We start from the raw sequence: 18,626 nt of genomic DNA, 5'->3' as shown, positions 1-18,626 counted from the left end.
CGTGGGAATGCAGCCCGGGACGCTCTGCGTCCCTTTCGAGAGCTGGAACGCGGAGCGTCCCTTGAGGCATTCCCACGCGGAGCGTGGGAACGATCATTACGCCGTGACCGCAGACCCCGCAGGCTCAACCACCGCCACCAATCCTTCCTTCATCCGCTTGGCATCGCGCACAAAACACCGCGAAGCCAGGAACAGGAACACCATGGTGAAAAACAGTGCCACCGGGATCAAATACATCGCGTCATGCAAGCCGACAGCCTTGAACGCCTCGGTCATCTGATCAGCACCGGCCGAGAGCATCGCCGTCTGCGCAAAGTGGTCGGACAACGCGCCCACCACCACCGGCCCCAAACCACCACCCAGCAAATACAACCCGGCAAAAAACAGCGCCATGGCCGTAGCCCGCAAGCGCGGCTCGACGACGTCCTGAATGGCGGTGTAAACGCAGGTGTAGAAGTTGTAGGCAAACAACCAGCCCACACTGAACACCGCCACAAACACGCCGATCTCGATTCGCCCGGAATGCAGCGCCCAAGCCGTGCACACCGTCGAGATGATCAAGCTGAACGCGGCAAACAGCAGTCGCCCATTGGCCACCCGCTGGTGAATCTTGTCCGCCACCCAACCGCCCAGTGTCAGGCCGAACAACCCGGTCACGCCGACGATCACCCCGGTCGCCACGGCCGCTTCCTGTAACGGCATCAGGAAATAGCGCTGCAGCATCGGCACCAGAAACGAGTTGCAGGCATACGTGGCGAAGTTGAAGCACAGCCCCGCCATTACCAGCCACAGGAAAGTCGGCACCGCCAGCACCCGACGGATCGGCCGGTCTACGCGCTCCTGCGAGACTTTTACGCTCTCCGCGGCGCCGCGCTTCGGTTCTTTGATGTAGAACATGAAGATCGCCAGGATCAGCCCCGGCACTGCCGCGATAAAGAACGGCGCGCGCCAGCTGTCGAAGGCCTTGACCATCGCGCCGATGGTGAAGAACGCCAGCAGCAACCCCAGCGGCAAGCCGAGCATGAAAATGCCCATCGCCCGCGCCCGACGGTGGGCCGGGAACAGGTCGCCGATCAAGGAATTGGCGGCCGGTGCATAACTGGCTTCACCGATGCCGACGCCCATGCGCACGATCAGGAAAGCCCAGAAACTCCCCACCAGTCCGTTGACCGCCGTCAGCCCGCTCCACGCCGCCAGGCCCCAGCCCATCAATTTGCTGCGTGAACCGGTATCGGCCATCCGTCCCAGAGGCAAGCCGGCAATCGCGTATACGAGAGTGAATGCGGTGCCGATGATCCCCAGCTGAAAGTCGCTGAGGTGCCATTCCATGCGGATCGGTTCGATGATGATGGCCGGAATGGTGCGATCGAAGAAGTTGAACAGGTTGGCCAGGAACAGCAGGAACAGAATGCGCCAGGCATTCGCCGCTTGGGTCGAGTTCTGCATGGGTCCGTCTCTTTATTGTTATTGGGGCTTCTCTGTCAGCGCATCCGAGCCCGGAACCTGCAATCTAGTCAGGCCCGCGAGAGCTGTCTGTCATTATTTGTAAAGCTGATATCCGCCCATGGAAGATGTCGCAGCTGATCCACCATTTATGTCCAAACGTTCTAAAGCTCATTCCAAAATGGTTAGGGCCAATTTGCCACTATCGTTTGCACTCTAAACATGCCTTCTATACTCCAAAGCATTCGCCAGCGTTCATGGCGTAAGCTAGGATGACATTGACGGGGCATGCTATGGAGTGGCTTGGTTTGCATTTCATTACCGAGCTGACGGAGAGCGGCCAGGTAATACTCAACGGCACACTTGACCCTATTCTGGTACTGCTGGCCTATCTGGTCGCCTGTGTCGGCAGCTTTGCCACATTAGACATGGCCGAACGGGTCGGTCACGCGGAAAAACCCGCCTCGCTGCGGCTCTGGCGCTGGGTCGGTGCCGGTTGCCTGGCGGGCGGGACCTGGGCCATGCACTTTATCGGCATGCTGGCGTTTCAGGCGCCAATCGACATTCAATATGAATTACCCTCCACGTTCCTTTCCCTGTTGATCGCCCTGCTCACCTCGGGGCTGGCCATCCATGCCCTCAGTCACCCACGCCTGAGTTTTTGGCAATATCTCCAGGCTTCGATCTGCATTGGCCTGGGCATCGCCACCATGCATTACGTGGGCATGACCGCCATGCATTCGAGTGCGATGGCCTATTACCAACCCACGCTGTTCGCCCTCTCCATTGTGTTCGCCATCGGAGCCAGCCTTGCAGCCCTGCTGATATCAAGTCATCTGCGCGACAGCACCGGACTGTTCCATCAACTGCTCAAATACAGCGCCAGCCTGGTGCTCGGCGCAGGCATCATCAGCATGCACTTCACCGCCATGGCCGCCTTCAATCTGGTGCTGCCCGCCGACAGCCTCCAGCCGCTGCCCGGCGCAAACAATCATCTGCAACTGGGTCTGACGGTGGCGGTCATGACGCTGCTGATCATCGGCAGCAGCATCAGCGCGGCGCTGGCGGACAAGAAGCTGCAAAACAAGGAGCGCGATCTGCAACGGGTCAACGCCCTGCTCAGTCAACTGGACCAGGCGCGGATGTCGTTACAACAGGTGGCGCACTATGACGCTCTGACCAACCTGATCAACCGCCGTGGTTTCAATCAGATCTTCGCTGAGAAGCTGATGGAAAAAACCAATGAAGGCGGCATGCTGGCGGTCATGTTTCTGGACATCGACCACTTCAAGCGAATCAACGACAGCCTGGGCCATGACGCCGGGGACGAATTGCTCAAAGTCCTGGCCAACCACATAAAGGTTTCAGTGCGCAGCCACGATGATGTAGTCGCGCGCTTTGGAGGCGACGAGTTTTGCATCCTCATCGGCCTGCATGATCGTGAAGAAGCACGGCACATGGCCCAGCGCATCATGGCGAAAATGAAGGAACCCATCGAGCTGTCCGGGCGGCGCATGGTCATGACCACCAGTATTGGCATCAGCGTGTTTCCGGAAGATGGCAAGACTTGCGAAGAGTTGCTGAAAAACGCGGACCTGGCGCTGTATCAGTCCAAGGACAGCGGGCGCAATGGCCTGAATTTCTTCAGCGAAAACCTGAAAACCCGCGCGACGCTGGAACTGCAACTGGAAGAAGAGCTGCGCCACGCCCTGCGCGAAAACACCGGCCTGATGCTCTATTACCAACCGATCTACGACCTGAAAAATGCTCAGGTCAGCAAGCTTGAAGCGCTGATCCGCTGGCAACATCCGGTTCACGGACTGCTGACGCCGGACCGGTTCATTGCCATCGCCGAGGCCAACGGCCTGATCGCCGAACTGGACAACTGGGTCCTGCGCAAGGCCTGTGAGGATCTGGGCGAGTTGTCGCTTCAGGGTTGCGAAGAACTCCATATCGCCGTGAATTGCTCGCCCCTGAACCTGGCGCGCGAAGAATTGGCCAATGAAATCGAACACGCGCTGCGGGTCTCCGGAGTGGCGCCGCAGCGGCTGGAACTGGAAGTGACGGAAAATGCGCTGATGGGCAACATCGCCGATACGCTGGTGTTGCTGCGTCAGATTCGTGCCCTCGGCGTGTCGCTGTCGATTGATGACTTCGGCACCGGTTATTCATCACTGGCCTATCTCAAACGGCTGCCACTCAACACGCTGAAGATCGACCGTTCGTTCATCCAGGACATACCCAAGGCCACCCAGGACATGGAAATCGTGCAAGCGATCATCGTCATGGCCCACACGCTGCATTTGCAGGTGGTGACCGAAGGCGTCGAAACCATTGAGCAATACGAGTTTCTGGTACGTAACGGCTGCGACTTCGTGCAGGGCTACCTGCTCAGTCGTCCGGTACCGCTGGCGCAGTTGCGTCCCGTACTGAGCGAAATCAACCAGCGCAAGCACTCGCACACGGTCAGCCCTTTGAGTCTGGCTCGCGGTACAACTGCACAAGCGTCGACGGATCTTTTTCCAGGAATCCCTGGCCCCCATGCAGTCGCATCAATTGTGCGGCCAATCCACTGATCGGCGTGGCCGAGCCTTGCTCCCGGGAAAACTTCACCGCGGTATCGAGGTCCTTGAGCAGCGTGCGCACATGCCATTTCACCGGTTCGAAACGGCTTTCGGCCATTTGCGGGCCGAGGATCTGCAAGGGCTTTGAATCGGCAAACCCGCCTGCCAGGGCTTCGGCGATCAGACCGGCCCGAACCCCGGAACGTTCGGCCAACGCCACGACTTCAGCGATTACCAGCGCGTTGCAGGCGACGATCATCTGATTGCACGCCTTGGTCACCTGCCCCGCTCCGACGGCGCCCATGTGGGTCACGCGCTGGCCAAGGCTCGACAGCACAGGCCTGACGCGCTCAAGGTCCGCCGTTTCACCGCCCACCATGATCGCCAGGCTGCCGGCCTCGGCACCGACCACTCCACCGGACACGGGTGCATCCAGCCAGCTCATGCCGGTTTGGCCGACCAGCGCTGTCGCCATTTCCCGCGTCGCGGCAGGTTCCAGGCTGGAAAAATCCACCAGCAAATGACCGCTTTTCGCACCTTGCGCAATCCCTGCCGCGCCAAACACCACCTCACGAACCACCGACGTGTCCGCCAGGCACAACATCACCACGTCGGCGTGTTGACACAGCTCTGCCGGCGAGGCGACCTGTCGTGCACCGGCCTCGACCAGCGGCACGCACTTGGCTGGATTGCGGTTCCACACCGTCAGCGGATACCCCGCTGCCAGAAGGCGCCGACACATTGGCAACCCCATCAAGCCGATTCCGGCAAATCCGAGCGAAGGTAACGTTGCCATCATTTGGCCTCCTTTTGATTAAAGATCATCGAATATTGGCCGATTCATCATGACTTAGGAAAGGATTCCCCCGAGCGATGCTCAGGCCAAGGCCCTGATGCTTGGGCCAAATACGCGCTGAAAAAACGCGAGACCCCATCCGTGATGGTTCGACGACAGCTTGTCGCCCAACCAACCAGTCCAGGCACATGGCGCACAATGACTTCTAAAAACAATCCGGCCGCTGCGATATCCGATCTGACGCTGAGCCCGGCGGCAAACAGCCCCGCACCGTCAAAGCCATTGACGCCATCGCGCCCGTTGGCGACTCAGCAATACCTGTACTTCACCGAAACCAATACCGACCGCATCCTCGATAATCTCGATGGTCTGCGCGACATGGTGTTCCCGCGCCCGCCGCATCTGGAAGGCGACAGCGAACATCACAGCGATCAGGAATTCCCGTCGGTGTGCCTGATCGGCCTCGGTCGCTGTGGTTCGAACATCGCGCTGGACGTGGCGGAACTGGTGTACAACGCCCGCAAGTTCTACCTCAACGAATTCAACAACGAAGATCGCCTGTCGCCGGACAAACGCTTCGCCGAAAAAGGCTACAGCCCGGCGCAATGGATTCGTAACAACCTGCGCCTGGGGTCGAACAAGGCCAGCAAACCGGTGTTCCTGGTCGAACCGTTGGTGATGCTCGGCGATTTGGACAAGGACATCGCCGGCCGCATCCGTTTCTCGCGCAAGGGCGAAAAAAGCGGTTTCCTGCGCGACTACAGCAAAATGAAAATCATGGACTTGTCGGAAGTCCACGCCGGTGGCGCCGGTAACGCGCCGATCCTCGGTCAATACCTGGCCAAGATCATCCTTAACAAGGACACCCAGCGTTTCTCCAGCCCTGACTGGAAGATGATCCACTCCTACCTGATCGACAGCTGCGGGATCAAGGCCAACCAGTCGCGCCTGTACTTCTCGATCTTCAGTGCCGGCGGCGGTACCGGTTCGGGCATGGCCTCGGAGTTCGGCCTGGCCCAGCAGCACTCGTACATGAACAAGACGTTCGACACCAAGCCGATGGACGAGCACGACAGCAAGAGCGGCCACTCCTTCGTCTTCGAGCCGATCTTCACCAGCGGCATTTGCGTGTTGCCGAACATTTCCGATCACCGCAGCGAAATGTCCGAGGCGCTGCACATCAACGCCGGTCGCCTGCTGTGCAAATACCTGTCGGAAGAATGGGACTTCTCCTACAACTTCGCCAACGAAGACAGCAGCGAAGCCAGTGTCATGGGCCGTATCCGCCCATGGAACGCGATGATGCTGATTTCCAACGACATCATGCGTTATGCCGAAGAAAGCGATGACGGCAACATTCAGAACATCGACGTCAACGCGATGGAAAAACACGCAAACCAATACATCTCACAGCAGATCTTCAACATTCTGACGGCGCAGGCGGTTACTACCGACTACGACCAGAACTATTTCCGTCGGGCCGGCATCGACATTGGCGAAACCATTCGCCTCGACGCCAACGACCTGTTCATGAGCCTGGCCGGCCCTGTAGCCATTGCCTACGCCGAGTCCGTGGTGCCGGAAACTCCGCCGCCGAGCAACGACAAGTTCAAGGTGTTCGAGAAAGAACCGCAGCGCCTGAACATCGACGACCTGTTCTTCCGCTCCATCGACTTGCCGCACTTCAACAAAGTGACCCAGGCGATCGAAGGCATCAGCTTGTTGCCGATCGAATCCAAGCGCTATCGCGCCTCGCTGGAGCAGTACAAGAATTCGGGCTATGACGCGGCCGCGTTGCACGACCTGCACTTCTTCAAGAACTGCTCTTCGGTGGTCTCGATTGTTTCGTTGCCCAAAGACTACAAGCTGTCCTACATGGACCTGAACCGGTTGAAGACCCACCTCAACAGCCTGTTCCCGAACACCACGCTCAAGCGCTATGCATTGGTCATCGGCGCCTCGGCCAACCTGTCGCTGACCACGTTGATCGCCAAGAGCCCGTGCCTGTCGGACGACTTCCTGACGCTGATCGTGGCCTTCATCAAACGTTGCTTCGCGAAAAACCCGTACCGCTTTGACGAGACGCTGGATAACTCGATCCTCGACTTCATCATTAATGAAGAGTTCGACGAAGACCGGATTGACGAGCTGCTCAATGAGTTCGAGAACCCGGCGAAGATCCTCGACACCAACTGGTACGCGATCAAACCGATGTACGAGAAGAAGTACCGCGAGCTGATCAACGACAAAGACAAGTTCGTCTCGATCAATGACATTCGCCTGTCCCGGGACTGCGTGAAGAAGTCGATCAAGTACTTGCGCGAGATTTATCGTCACCGGATTGGCAAGACCAAGGTTATTTCGCTGAATAACCATACTGGCAAGACGGCTTAACTCACCTACTGTCGATCGTTCCCACGCTCTGCGTGGGAATGCCTCAATGGACGCTCTGCGTCCGCTTTGGAACGCAGAGCGTCCCGGGCTGCATTCCCACGCAGAGCGTGGGAACGATCACATCCAGAAACAATTAAGCAGCCAATCGGCTGCTCGATAAACTGTTCCCGTTACGTTTACGTCACCGTGATGCTGGCCCGCCTGTGGCCTTTCTCTACGGCAACATGCCATCACGCTACTCGGCTACACACTTTTGCCCGACAAAGTCGCGCACCAATGGAGTGCGAATTCTCAGCTCGTCGCCCTTTCCTGGATCAGGATCCACGGCGAAACGACCACTGCCCACAGCTGCGGATCACGTTCAAAAAGATCCAGCGCCCGCGTTTCAGACAGCTTGGCGACCTTGTCGGCGGCCAGCCAGGCAGCCACTTTCTGGCCTTCGTCGGTCGCGACTGCCTCCGCTGCAGCAATCAAATCCAGACCGGGGTCGACCCACAATAGGGCACCCCTGGCGAAGAACGGCTCCAGCTCCTTCCAGGTAATAGATGCGGTTTCACCAAGCAGCTTGGCATAGAGGGTGCTAGGTTCTTGAGTCATGGGTCCTGTCCGGAAAAGAAATCGACGTAATCATAACGTTGGTGCTCTGGCAGAAAAACCCGGCTGCAATTGAGTTACCGATTGAAAACAGCAGGAAAGCCAAGGATTGCTGATATTTCAGCTATAACCCCCGCCGCCATTCTGTCTTTTTCTTTCAATAAAGCGACACCCTCTGGTTTTGCCCCCTGGCGCCAGCTTCCCAGGCTAACAATTGGCGCTCTACACTGTACCGGTACAGTTGCCGGGGGCATTTTCCGGAGGATATCGAAGATATCTGACCCGGTTCTGCTGCTACGGCGCCAGGACTATAAAAACTACAACAGTAAGAGTGGAGCACTATGACTAAGGCTACTAAGCAGATTTCCAAACTGTTTGCCGCTATGGTTCTGGCCGGGGTTGCCAGCCATTCGTTCGCAGCTGACACCATCAAGATCGGCATCGCCGGCCCTAAAACCGGCCCTGTAGCCCAATACGGCGACATGCAGTTCAGTGGCGCCAAAATGGCCATCGAACAGATCAACGCCAAAGGCGGCGTAGACGGCAAGAAACTCGAAGCCGTGGAATACGATGACGCCTGTGATCCAAAACAAGCGGTAGCGGTCGCGAACAAAGTCGTCAACGACGGCGTCAAGTTCGTGGTCGGTCACCTGTGCTCCAGCTCCACTCAACCGGCTTCGGACATTTACGAAGACGAAGGCGTGATCATGATCACCCCGGCTGCCACCAGCCCGGACATCACTTCCCGTGGTTACAAAATGGTGTTCCGCACCATCGGTCTGGACAGCGCCCAGGGCCCTGCCGCCGGTAACTACATTGCCGACTTCGTAAAACCGAAAATCGTTGCTGTCCTGCACGACAAACAGCAATACGGTGAAGGCATCGCCACCGCCGTGAAGAAAACCCTGGAAGGCAAAAACGTCAAGGTTGCCGTATTCGAAGGCATCAACGCCGGCGACAAAGACTTCTCCTCGATGATCTCCAAGCTCAAGCAAGCCAACGTCGACTTCGTCTACTACGGCGGCTACCACCCGGAGCTGGGCCTGATCCTGCGTCAAGCCCAGGAAAAAGGCCTGAAAGCCAAGTTCATGGGTCCGGAAGGCGTGGGTAACGACTCCATTTCGCAGATCGCCAAAGACGCTTCCGAAGGTCTGCTGGTGACCCTGCCGAAATCCTTTGACCAGGATCCGGCCAACATTGCCCTGGCTGACGCGTTCAAAGCCAAGAAAGAAGACCCGAGCGGTCCGTTCGTGTTCCCGTCCTACTCGGCGGTGACCGTGATTGCCGACGGTATCAAGGCAGCCAAGAGCGAAGACACTGCCAAAGTGGCTGAAGCTATCCACGCAGGCACCTTCAAGACGCCGACTGGCGACCTGAGCTTCGACGACAAGGGCGACCTGAAAGACTTCAAATTTGTGGTTTACGAGTGGCACTTCGGCAAACCTAAAACTGAAGCCAAGCCTCAGTAAGGCGTTGCCTGACTGACTGCCAACAAAGCCCACGGCGTGCCGTGGGCTTTGTTTTACGAACGTATTGGGCCGCGCTGGCGTGATCCGCCAGTCTCCCCACCTGAAAATCTCAAAACCGTCATCAGCGGTTCGCTGGCAAACCTCGCGTTCGAAGTGGATGCAGATCCACGGGGCTCGAGCGGGAAAATGACTCCACCAGTGAAATGCGTATCAGGTTTTTAGGAGCGCTGTAATGCCTGACATCTATCACTTTTTCCAACAGCTGGTTAATGGTCTGACCATTGGCAGCACGTATGCCCTGATCGCCATCGGCTATACGATGGTTTACGGCATCATTGGAATGATCAACTTCGCCCACGGCGAGGTGTACATGATCGGCTCCTACGTGGCGTTTATCGCCATCGCCGGGCTGGCCATGCTGGGACTCGACAGTGTTCCACTGTTGATGACCGCCGCTTTCCTCGCGACCATTGTCGTGACCAGTGCCTACGGTTACAGCATCGAACGGATCGCCTACCGCCCTTTGCGCGGCAGCAACCGTCTGATCCCGCTGATTTCCGCCATCGGCATGTCGATCTTCCTGCAGAACACGGTTCTGCTGGCGCAAGACTCCAAGGACAAATCCATCCCCAACCTGATCCCCGGCAACTTCTCCATCGGGCCAGGTGGCGCACATGAAGTGCTGATTTCCTACATGCAAATCGTGGTGTTCGTGGTGACCCTGGTCGCCATGCTCGGCCTGACGCTGTTCATCTCCCGCTCTCGCCTGGGTCGCGCCTGCCGCGCCTGTGCCGAAGACATCAAGATGGCCAACCTCTTGGGTATCAACACCAACAACATCATCGCCCTGACCTTCGTCATCGGTGCCGCACTGGCCGCCATCGCGGCGGTGTTGCTGAGCATGCAATATGGCGTGATCAACCCGAACGCCGGTTTCCTCGTTGGCCTCAAGGCCTTCACCGCAGCGGTACTGGGCGGTATCGGCAGCATCCCCGGCGCCATGCTCGGCGGGATCGTGCTTGGGGTGGCGGAAGCCTTTGGTGCCGATATCTTCGGCGACCAGTACAAGGACGTCGTGGCGTTCGGTCTATTGGTTCTGGTGTTGTTGTTCCGGCCAACCGGCCTGTTGGGCCGTCCGGAGGTTGAGAAAGTATGACTAGGAATCTTAAACAGGCGTTGTTCAGCGCCTTGTTGGTGTGGGCCGTTGCCTACCCGGTACTCGGTCTGAAACTGACCATCGTCGGTATCAACCTCGAAGTCCATGGCACCAGTGATGCAATCCTGATCACCATCGCCGTGTGCTCGGTGCTGATGTTCCTGCGGGTGCTGTTCGACCAACAGATCAGCTCGGCCTGGCGGTCTTCGCCAAGCATGCCGCTGATTCCGGCCAAGGCCAGCAACTTCCTGACCCTGCCGACCACCCAGCGCTGGATCATCATTGCGTTGATCGCCGGCGCACTGGTGTGGCCGTTCTTCGGCTCTCGCGGGGCGGTGGATATCGCCACCCTGGTGCTGATCTACGTGATGCTCGGCCTGGGCCTGAACATCGTGGTCGGCCTGGCCGGTCTGCTTGACCTCGGGTATGTCGGCTTCTATGCCGTCGGTGCCTACAGTTATGCGTTGCTGTCGCATTACTACGGCTTGAGCTTCTGGATCTGCCTGCCGATCGCCGGCCTGATGGCGGCCACCTTCGGCTTCCTGCTGGGTTTCCCGGTCCTGCGTTTGCGTGGTGACTACCTGGCGATCGTGACCCTGGGCTTCGGTGAAATCATCCGACTGTTCCTGCGTAACCTGACGGGCCTCACCGGTGGCCCGAACGGCATCAGCAACATCGAGAAACCGACGTTCTTCGGCCTGACCTTCGAACGTAAAGCGGCAGAAGGCATGCAGACCTTCCACGAATACTTCGGCCTGGCCTACAACTCGATCAACAAGGTGATTTTCCTTTACCTGGTTGCATTGTTCCTGGCACTGGCTGCGCTGTTCGTCATCAACCGTTTGCTGCGCATGCCGCTGGGCCGCGCGTGGGAAGCGCTGCGTGAAGACGAAATCGCCTGCCGTGCATTGGGTCTCAATCCTACTGTCATCAAGCTGTCGGCCTTCACCCTGGGTGCCAGCTTCGCCGGTTTTGCCGGCAGCTTCTTCGCCGCCCGTCAGGGCCTGGTGACGCCGGAGTCTTTCACCTTCATCGAGTCGGCGATCATTCTCGCCATCGTGGTACTGGGTGGCATGGGCTCGCAACTGGGCGTGATCCTGGCTGCCGTGGTGATGATCCTGTTGCCTGAAATGATGCGTGAGTTCAGTGAGTACCGCATGTTGATGTTCGGCGCCTTGATGGTGCTGATGATGATCTGGCGTCCTCAAGGCCTGCTGCCCATGCAACGTCCTCACATGGAGCTGCGCAAATGAGCCGCGAGATCCTTAAAGTCGAAAATCTGAGCATGCGCTTCGGCGGCTTGCTGGCGGTCAACGGCGTAGCCTTGAGCGTGAAGGAAAAACAGGTGGTGGCACTGATCGGCCCTAACGGCGCCGGCAAGACCACCGTGTTCAACTGCCTGACCGGTTTCTACCAGCCAAGTGGCGGCAGCATCTTGCTGGACGGCGAGCCGATCCAGGGCCTGCCCGGCCACAAGATCGCCCTCAAAGGCGTGGTGCGGACTTTCCAGAACGTGCGGTTGTTCAAGGACATGACCGCGGTCGAGAACCTCTTGATCGCCCAGCACCGTCACCTGAACACCAACTTCCTGGCCGGTCTGTTCAAGACCCCGGCGTTCCGCAAGAGCGAACGCGAGGCCATGGAGTTCGCCGAGTTCTGGCTGGACAAGGTCAACCTCAAGGCATTCGCCAACCGTCCGGCCGGCACCCTGGCCTACGGTCAGCAACGGCGTCTGGAAATCGCTCGCTGCATGATGACCCGCCCGCGGATCCTCATGCTCGACGAACCGGCCGCTGGCCTGAACCCGAAGGAAACCGAAGACCTGAAGGCACTGATCAGCATGTTGCGTGAAGAGCACAACGTCACCGTGCTGCTGATCGAACACGACATGAAACTGGTCATGAGCATTTCCGACCACATCGTCGTGATCAACCAGGGCACGCCTCTGGCCGACGGCACGCCGGAACAGATCCGCGACAATCCCGAAGTGATCAAAGCCTACCTGGGGGAAGCGTAAATGCTGCAATTCGAAAACGTTTCCACCTTCTACGGCAAGATCCAGGCCCTGCACAGCGTCAACGTCGAAGTCCGCCAGGGCGAGATCGTGACCCTGATCGGCGCCAACGGTGCCGGCAAATCGACCCTGCTGATGACGCTCTGCGGTTCGCCGCAAGCCCACAGCGGCAGCATCCGCTACATGGGTGAGGAATTGGTCGGTCAGAGTTCCTCGCAGATCATGCGCAAGAGCATCGCTGTCGTGCCGGAAGGTCGCCGGGTGTTTGCCCGTCTGACCGTGGAAGAAAACCTCGCCATGGGCGGGTTCTTCACCGACAAAGGCGATTATCAGGAACAGATGGACAAAGTCCTCGAACTTTTCCCACGCCTGAAAGAACGCTTCGCCCAACGCGGCGGCACCATGTCCGGCGGCGAACAGCAAATGCTCGCCATCGGCCGTGCGCTGATGAGCAAACCCAAGCTGTTGCTGCTCGACGAACCTTCACTGGGCCTGGCCCCGATCATCATCCAGCAGATCTTCGACATCATCGAACAGCTGCGCAAGGATGGCGTGACGGTGTTTCTGGTGGAGCAGAACGCCAACCAGGCGCTGAAAATCGCCGACCGTGCGTACGTTCTGGAGAACGGCCGGGTGGTGATGACAGGGACTGGGGAAGCGCTGCTGACCGACCCGAAAGTACGTGAAGCGTACCTGGGTGGTTGAGTCTTTGCGGTAAACAAAAAACGGCCTTCGGGCCGTTTTTTTATGCCTGACACAACCCCCATGACAATGGAGATCCAATGTGGGAGCGGGCTTGCTCGCGAAGGCGGCAGGTCAGGCAACATTGATGTGACTGACCCACTGCCTTCGCGAGCAAGCCCGCTCCCACAGGGTCTGTGTGGGGTCGACGTTATCGTGGGAGCCGATCCAGCGCTTCGCCGCTGCGCTTGAACCAGCCAATCAAATAGTCCGCCAACACCTGCGTACGCTTTGGCAAACCGCCCTGATACGGATGCACCAGGTACATCGGCATGCGGCGGGTCTGATAGTCACGCAGGAGCCAGCGCAAACGACCGTCAGCCAACTCCGCTTGCAGCAGGTAGGACGGCAACCGCGCAATGCCGGCGCTGGCCAGTGCGGCTTTTTTCAGCAGGCTGTAATGGTTGCTGGCGAACGGTCCCGACACGCGCACCCGCAACAATTCATGTTGCTGGTGATAGAGCCACTCTTCGCGACCGCTGTAGTGACTGTTGAGCAGACAGCGATGGTCAGCGAGGGCCTGCGGTGTCAACGGTTCGCCGTATTGCTCAAGGTAAGCCGGGCTGGCGCAGGTCATTTCGTGCCAGGCCAACAGCGGTCGGGCCACCAGGCGCTCGTCATTACCTACCTCGGAACGAACCGCCAGATCAAACCCGTCGCGTGTCAAGTCACGGTAGTCGTTGCTCAGGTCCAGCTCGATCTGCACTTCGGGGTACTTGCCAGAAAACTCCAGCAACAAGCCATCGAAGAAGGTTTCCCCCAGCGATACCGGAACCGTCATGCGTACCGGCCCGGCCATGTCGTCCTTCAGCCGCGCCAATGCCTGACGCGCCCTCTCGACCTGGACGACGAGCGCCTGGGCTTGCGGCAACAACGCCGCCCCGGCAGCGGTCAGGCTCAAACGGCGGGTGGTGCGTTGCAGCAGCACCACCGAAAACCGCGATTCCAGTTGGCTGATGCGCTTGGACAACTGACCTTTGCTGCACCCCAACTGCTGCGCCGCCAAGGTGAAACTCCCTGCTTCAATCAATATCGCGAACGCCGCCAGATCATCCATTTCGCTCATGGATTGTTTCCATTTGAAAACCAAAGGTTGCCTATTAGCGCGCTTATCGATGGAAAAAACCACTCTAGACTGAAGCCTCTTTCAATCCACTCAAGGAACAGCAGCATGAAAATTCTTTTGATAGGCGCAGGCGGCACCATCGGTTCGGCGGTCGACAAGGAGCTGTCCGAGCGTCACGAGATCATCCGTATCGGCCGCAACAGCGGTGACTTCCATGTGGATATCAGCGACAGCGCTTCGATTCGCAAACTGCTCGAGCAAACCGGCAAATTCGATGCTCTGGTCTGCGCCGCCGGCAACGTGACCTTCGCCCCCCTCGGTGAAATGACCGAAGAAAGCTTCGCGCTGGGCCTGAAAGACAAGTTGATGGGCCAGGTCAATCTGCTGCTGATCGGCCGCGAGTACGCCAACGACGGCGCCTCGTTCACCTTCACCACCGGCGTGCTCAGCCACGACCCGATTCGCAGCGGCGCCTCGGCAGCGCTGGTCAATGGCGCCCTGGACAGCTTCGTCCGCGCCGCAGCGATCGAACTGCCTCGCGGCCTGCGCGTCAATTCGGTGAGCCCGAACGTACTGGTCGAAGCCATGGGTAAATACGCGCCGTATTTCCGGGGTTACAAACCGGTTCTGGCGGCCGATGTGGCATTGGCCTACGCCAAAAGTGTGGAAGGCCTGCAAACAGGCCAGACCTTTCACGTGGGCTAAACCCTTGTGATGAACGGTTAGGCTGAGTAACGTGGCGGCACTTGTCTGGAGACTCAAAGATGCGTGTTGCCCGTTCCTTAGTCCTTGTTGCCCTGCTTCCGTTGTTCGCCGCTTGCCAGTTGCTCGACGGCCCGCGTGAAAGTGCCTCCCACGTGGGCCAGACCCGCATGCAGGGCCAATTGCTGGCGGCCGACGGCAAACTGTTGTTCCAGCCGTGCAATGAACAGCGCAGTTATGTGGTCAACGACACCGGCGGCACCAGTGTCCTGCAAGAGGCCGCGACCCTGGCCGATGACCAGGGCAAGCTGTTTGCTGACGTACGCGGACAGGTCGTCGATAGTCGCCTGGATCTTGCGCAGCTGTACCGCGTCGAGCGCTCGGGCACCGCGTGCAACGATCCGAATTTCAAATTGCTTATCCTGCGCGCCGCCGGCCACGGGCCTGAGTGGAACGTGAAAGTCAGCGGCAAAGGCATGGTCATCGAACGCGCCGGTCAGCCGCCATTGGCCGTGCCCTACGTTGAAGAACAATTGGGCGATGGCCGCTTCAATCTCAGTACCGAAGCCAATAACCAGCACATCGAATTGTGGGTCGCGCCGCAACGTTGCGTCGACAGCAGCACCGGCAGCGTCCAGCACATGAGCGCCGAACTGCGCGTCGACGGCCAGGTTCAGCGTGGCTGCGGGTATTTCGGCGGATCGCGTAACGACTGATCGTTTTAGCCTCACGGGAATCATTCTTTGAGGCTTATAATCGCGGGCTTCAAACGCCTTGGCGCAGTTGTGCGCCCCGCGAACCGGATCCTGTCATGTTACGAATCACCGAACTCAAGCTGCCGATCGACCATCCCGAAGAAGACCTGCGCCCTGCCATCGTGCAGCGCCTGGGCATCACCAGTGATGACCTGCTCGATTTCACCTTGTTCAAGCGCAGCTACGATGCGCGCAAAAAGTCCTCCGAACTGTGCTTCATCTACACCATCGACCTCAACGTTCGCGATGAGGCAACGGTGCTGCACACGTTCGCCGATGACCGTAACGTCAACGTGGCGCCGGATGTCAGCTACAAAGTGGTCGGCCAGGCGCCGGCTGATCTTGAGCAACGTCCCGTCGTCGTGGGCTTCGGTCCGTGCGGGATTTTCGCCGGGCTGCTGCTGGCGCAAATGGGCTTCAAGCCGATCATCCTCGAGCGCGGCACCGAAGTGCGTCAGCGCACCAAGGACACTTGGGGTCTGTGGCGTAAAAGCGTGCTTAACCCGGAATCCAACGTGCAATTTGGCGAAGGCGGCGCGGGGACGTTCTCTGACGGCAAGCTTTACAGCCAGATCAAGGACCCGAAATTCATCGGTCGCAAAGTCCTGCACGAGTTCGTCAAGGCGGGTGCGCCGGAAGAAATCCTCTACGTCAGCAAACCGCACATCGGTACGTTCCGTCTGACCGGTGTTGTGGAAAACATGCGTGAGCAAATTCGCGCGTTGGGTGGCGAAGTGCGCTTCCAGCAGCGCGTAACCGACGTCTTGATCGAGGACGGCCAACTGGTCGGCGTCGAGCTCAATGGCGGCGAGCAGATCCACTCGAAACACGTGATCCTGGCCCTCGGCCACAGTGCCCGCGATACCTTCCGCATGCTGCATGGCCGTGGTGTGTTCATGGAAGCCAAGCCGTTCTCGGTGGGTTTCCGCATCGAGCACCCGCAATCGCTGATCGACCGCGCCCGCTTGGGCAAATACGCCGGGCACCCGAAACTCGGCGCTGCGGACTACAAACTGGTGCACCACGCCAGCAACGGCCGTTCGGTCTACAGCTTCTGCATGTGCCCAGGCGGCACCGTGGTGGCGGCGACGTCCGAGCCGGGCCGCGTGGTCACCAACGGCATGAGCCAATACTCGCGTAACGAGCGCAACGCCAACTCCGGGATCGTCGTCGGGATCACCCCGGAAGTCGATTACCCGGGCGGCCCGCTGGCGGGTATCGAGTTGCAGGAGCGCCTTGAATCCCACGCCTATGTGCTGGGCGGCAGCAACTACGAAGCGCCGGCGCAACTGGTCGGCGACTTCATTGCCGGCAAGCCGTCCACCGAACTGGGCAGCGTTGAACCGTCCTACAAACCAGGCGTTGCCTTGGGTGATCTGGCGTTGGCCTTGCCGGCGTTCGCCATCGAAGCCATTCGCGAAGCATTGCCGGCGTTCGAGAAGCAGATTCGCGGTTACTCGCTGCACGACGCGGTGTTGACCGGGATCGAGACCCGTACGTCGTCGCCACTGCGGATTACCCGTGACGAGTCGATGCAGAGCCTGAACGTGAAAGGCTTGTTCCCGGCGGGTGAAGGCGCGGGTTATGCGGGCGGGATTCTGTCGGCGGGCGTCGACGGGATTCGGATTGCAGAAGCCGTGGCCCGCGACATCCTCGGCCTCGAGGCCTGACACAAATCCTCTGTGGGAGCGAGCCTGCTCGCGATGGCGGCATAACATTCAATTGAGATGTTGACTGATCTACCGCTATCGCGAGCAGGCTCGCTCCCACATTGGTTTCAGCCTGTCAGATATTGGCGCGCAGCACGCTGGCTGGCAGCGGCTCACCGCGCTCAACGCTTGCCGCCACGGCATCCATCAAACCGCTCAACTCATACCCCTGGGCCTTGAGCCAGGCCTGATCGTAATAAGTGGTGGCATAGCGCTCGCCGCCATCACACAGAATCGCCACGATCGACCCCGACTCCCCCGCCGCCGCCATCTGCTGGGCTGCCATCAACGCGCCGATCAAATTGGTCCCGCTCGACCCGCCGACTCGACGTCCCAAACGCTGCGCCAGGTAATGCATGGCCGCCAGGGACAACGCGTCCGGCACCTTGACCATCGCATCAATTACCTTGGGCAGGAACGACGCTTCTACCCGAGGCCGGCCAATGCCTTCAATCCGCGAACCGCAATCCAGGCGCAGACTGGCGTCGCCGGTCTGGTAGTAATCGAAGAACACCGAACGTTCGGCATCGGCGCAGAGCACGCGGGTGCAATGCTGGCGGTAACGCACGTACCGGCCCAGCGTCGCGGTGGTGCCGCCGGTGCCGGGGCTGGAGATCAGCCAGCTCGGCTCGGGGTGCAGTTCGAAGCGCATTTGCTGGAAGATCGACTCGGCGATGTTGTTGTTCGCCCGCCAGTCAGTAGCGCGCTCGGCATAGGTGAACTGGTCGATGAAATGTCCATCATGTTCGCGGGCCAGGCGTTCGGATTCGGCATAGATCTGCGTCGGATCGTCGACCAAATGACTCTTGCCACCGTAGAAAGCGATCTGCGCGATCTTCTCTTTGGAGGTGCTCGCCGGCATCACCGCAATAAATGGCAAGCCCAGCAAACTGGCGAAGTACGCCTCGGAAATAGCCGTCGAACCGCTGGACGCTTCAATCACCGGTGCTCCGGGTTTGAGCCAGCCATTACACAGCGCATACAGAAACAGCGAGCGCGCCAACCGGTGCTTCAGGCTGCCGGTGGGATGACTGGACTCATCCTTGAAATACAACTCGATGCCCGGAAAACCCGGCAGCGGCAAGGGAATCAGGTGGGTGTCGGCGCTGCGCTGGAAGTCGGCCTCGATGATCCGGATGGCTTCGCGGGCCCACTGTCGATTGTCGCTCATGGTGGTTTTCTCGTTGAGTCGGCCTTGTTGCAAGGCTCAGCTAACAAGCTTA

The 18,626-nt window shown here is 59.1% G+C and carries 15 protein-coding genes; 10 read left to right on the top strand and 5 right to left on the bottom strand.

From position 1 onward, the window contains the following. Nucleotides 1-96 precede the first annotated feature (96 nt). Nucleotides 97-1,446 carry a spinster family MFS transporter gene (locus PFAS1_RS18005; protein ID WP_076029993.1) on the bottom strand — a complete coding sequence of 450 codons (1,350 nt, stop codon included), beginning with the start codon at nt 1,444-1,446 and terminating at the stop codon, nt 97-99. A gap of 290 nt (nt 1,447-1,736) precedes the next feature. Here PFAS1_RS18005 and PFAS1_RS18000 point away from each other — a divergent pair, with 290 nt between their 5' ends. Beyond that, nucleotides 1,737-4,019, top strand: coding sequence for a putative bifunctional diguanylate cyclase/phosphodiesterase (locus PFAS1_RS18000; protein ID WP_076029992.1), 2,283 nt, complete (start codon nt 1,737-1,739; stop codon nt 4,017-4,019). Here PFAS1_RS18000 and PFAS1_RS17995 read toward each other — a convergent pair. Next, nucleotides 3,910-4,806, bottom strand: a complete 897-nt coding sequence (locus PFAS1_RS17995; RefSeq protein WP_076029991.1) for an NAD(P)-dependent oxidoreductase — start codon at nt 4,804-4,806, stop codon at nt 3,910-3,912. The genes PFAS1_RS18000 and PFAS1_RS17995 overlap by 110 nt on opposite strands. Nucleotides 4,807-5,001: 195 nt before the next feature. Here PFAS1_RS17995 and PFAS1_RS17990 point away from each other — a divergent pair, with 195 nt between their 5' ends. Continuing rightward, nucleotides 5,002-7,197 (top strand): hypothetical protein, encoded by a 2,196-nt coding sequence (locus PFAS1_RS17990; protein ID WP_074874160.1) that lies wholly within the window; start codon nt 5,002-5,004, stop codon nt 7,195-7,197. A gap of 291 nt (nt 7,198-7,488) precedes the next feature. On the opposite strand, the gene PFAS1_RS17985 is transcribed toward PFAS1_RS17990, so the two are convergent. Further along, a complete protein-coding gene (locus PFAS1_RS17985) occupies nt 7,489-7,794 on the bottom strand; it encodes a DUF2288 domain-containing protein (RefSeq protein ID WP_076029990.1) in 306 nt (101 codons plus the stop codon). Between the two features lie 338 nt (nt 7,795-8,132). Between PFAS1_RS17985 and PFAS1_RS17980 the strand changes: the two genes are divergently transcribed. The 5 genes from PFAS1_RS17980 (at nt 8,133) to PFAS1_RS17960 (ending at nt 13,135) form a co-directional block, all read left to right on the top strand. Further along, the gene (locus PFAS1_RS17980) at nt 8,133-9,260 is read left to right on the top strand and encodes a branched-chain amino acid ABC transporter substrate-binding protein (RefSeq protein ID WP_074874154.1); all 1,128 of its coding nucleotides are present in this window, start codon (nt 8,133-8,135) and stop codon (nt 9,258-9,260) included. A gap of 232 nt (nt 9,261-9,492) precedes the next feature. Next, nucleotides 9,493-10,416, top strand: coding sequence for a high-affinity branched-chain amino acid ABC transporter permease LivH (livH, locus tag PFAS1_RS17975; RefSeq protein WP_074874152.1), 924 nt, complete (start codon nt 9,493-9,495; stop codon nt 10,414-10,416). Beyond that, nucleotides 10,413-11,669 carry a high-affinity branched-chain amino acid ABC transporter permease LivM gene (locus PFAS1_RS17970; RefSeq protein ID WP_074874150.1) on the top strand — a complete coding sequence of 419 codons (1,257 nt, stop codon included), beginning with the start codon at nt 10,413-10,415 and terminating at the stop codon, nt 11,667-11,669. The genes livH and PFAS1_RS17970 overlap by 4 nt, the downstream gene beginning before the upstream one ends. Then, the gene (gene livG, locus PFAS1_RS17965) at nt 11,666-12,433 is read left to right on the top strand and encodes a high-affinity branched-chain amino acid ABC transporter ATP-binding protein LivG (RefSeq protein ID WP_046046222.1); all 768 of its coding nucleotides are present in this window, start codon (nt 11,666-11,668) and stop codon (nt 12,431-12,433) included. Before PFAS1_RS17970 ends, livG begins: the two co-directional genes overlap by 4 nt. Then, on the top strand, nt 12,434-13,135 hold the full coding sequence (locus PFAS1_RS17960; RefSeq protein WP_074874148.1) for an ABC transporter ATP-binding protein: 702 nt from the start codon (nt 12,434-12,436) through the stop codon (nt 13,133-13,135). A gap of 187 nt (nt 13,136-13,322) precedes the next feature. Here PFAS1_RS17960 and PFAS1_RS17955 read toward each other — a convergent pair whose 3' ends face one another. Continuing rightward, nucleotides 13,323-14,237, bottom strand: coding sequence for a LysR family transcriptional regulator (locus PFAS1_RS17955; protein ID WP_076029989.1), 915 nt, complete (start codon nt 14,235-14,237; stop codon nt 13,323-13,325). Between the two features lie 105 nt (nt 14,238-14,342). Here PFAS1_RS17955 and PFAS1_RS17950 point away from each other — a divergent pair, with 105 nt between their 5' ends. The 3 genes from PFAS1_RS17950 to PFAS1_RS17940 all read left to right on the top strand — a co-directional run bounded on the left by PFAS1_RS17950 (nt 14,343) and on the right by PFAS1_RS17940 (nt 17,364). Continuing rightward, entirely contained in the window at nt 14,343-14,942 is a 600-nt protein-coding gene (locus PFAS1_RS17950) for a short chain dehydrogenase (protein ID WP_076029988.1), read from the top strand. Nucleotides 14,943-15,001: 59 nt separating this feature from the next. Then, complete coding sequence (locus tag PFAS1_RS17945; protein WP_076029987.1) at nt 15,002-15,655, top strand: COG3650 family protein; 654 nt, start codon at nt 15,002-15,004, stop codon at nt 15,653-15,655. A 95-nt stretch (nt 15,656-15,750) separates the two neighbouring features. After that, nucleotides 15,751-17,364 carry an NAD(P)/FAD-dependent oxidoreductase gene (locus PFAS1_RS17940; RefSeq protein ID WP_076029986.1) on the top strand — a complete coding sequence of 538 codons (1,614 nt, stop codon included), beginning with the start codon at nt 15,751-15,753 and terminating at the stop codon, nt 17,362-17,364. A gap of 115 nt (nt 17,365-17,479) precedes the next feature. On the opposite strand, the gene PFAS1_RS17935 is transcribed toward PFAS1_RS17940, so the two are convergent. Continuing rightward, nucleotides 17,480-18,574 carry a PLP-dependent cysteine synthase family protein gene (locus tag PFAS1_RS17935; protein ID WP_076029985.1) on the bottom strand — a complete coding sequence of 365 codons (1,095 nt, stop codon included), beginning with the start codon at nt 18,572-18,574 and terminating at the stop codon, nt 17,480-17,482. Nucleotides 18,575-18,626 lie beyond the last annotated feature (52 nt).

Source organism: Pseudomonas frederiksbergensis (assembly GCF_001952935.1).
Classification (GTDB): Bacteria; Pseudomonadota; Gammaproteobacteria; order Pseudomonadales; family Pseudomonadaceae; genus Aquipseudomonas; species Aquipseudomonas frederiksbergensis.
Note: the sequence above shows the minus strand (reverse complement) of the source record. Positions and strands in the feature narration are given on the sequence as shown.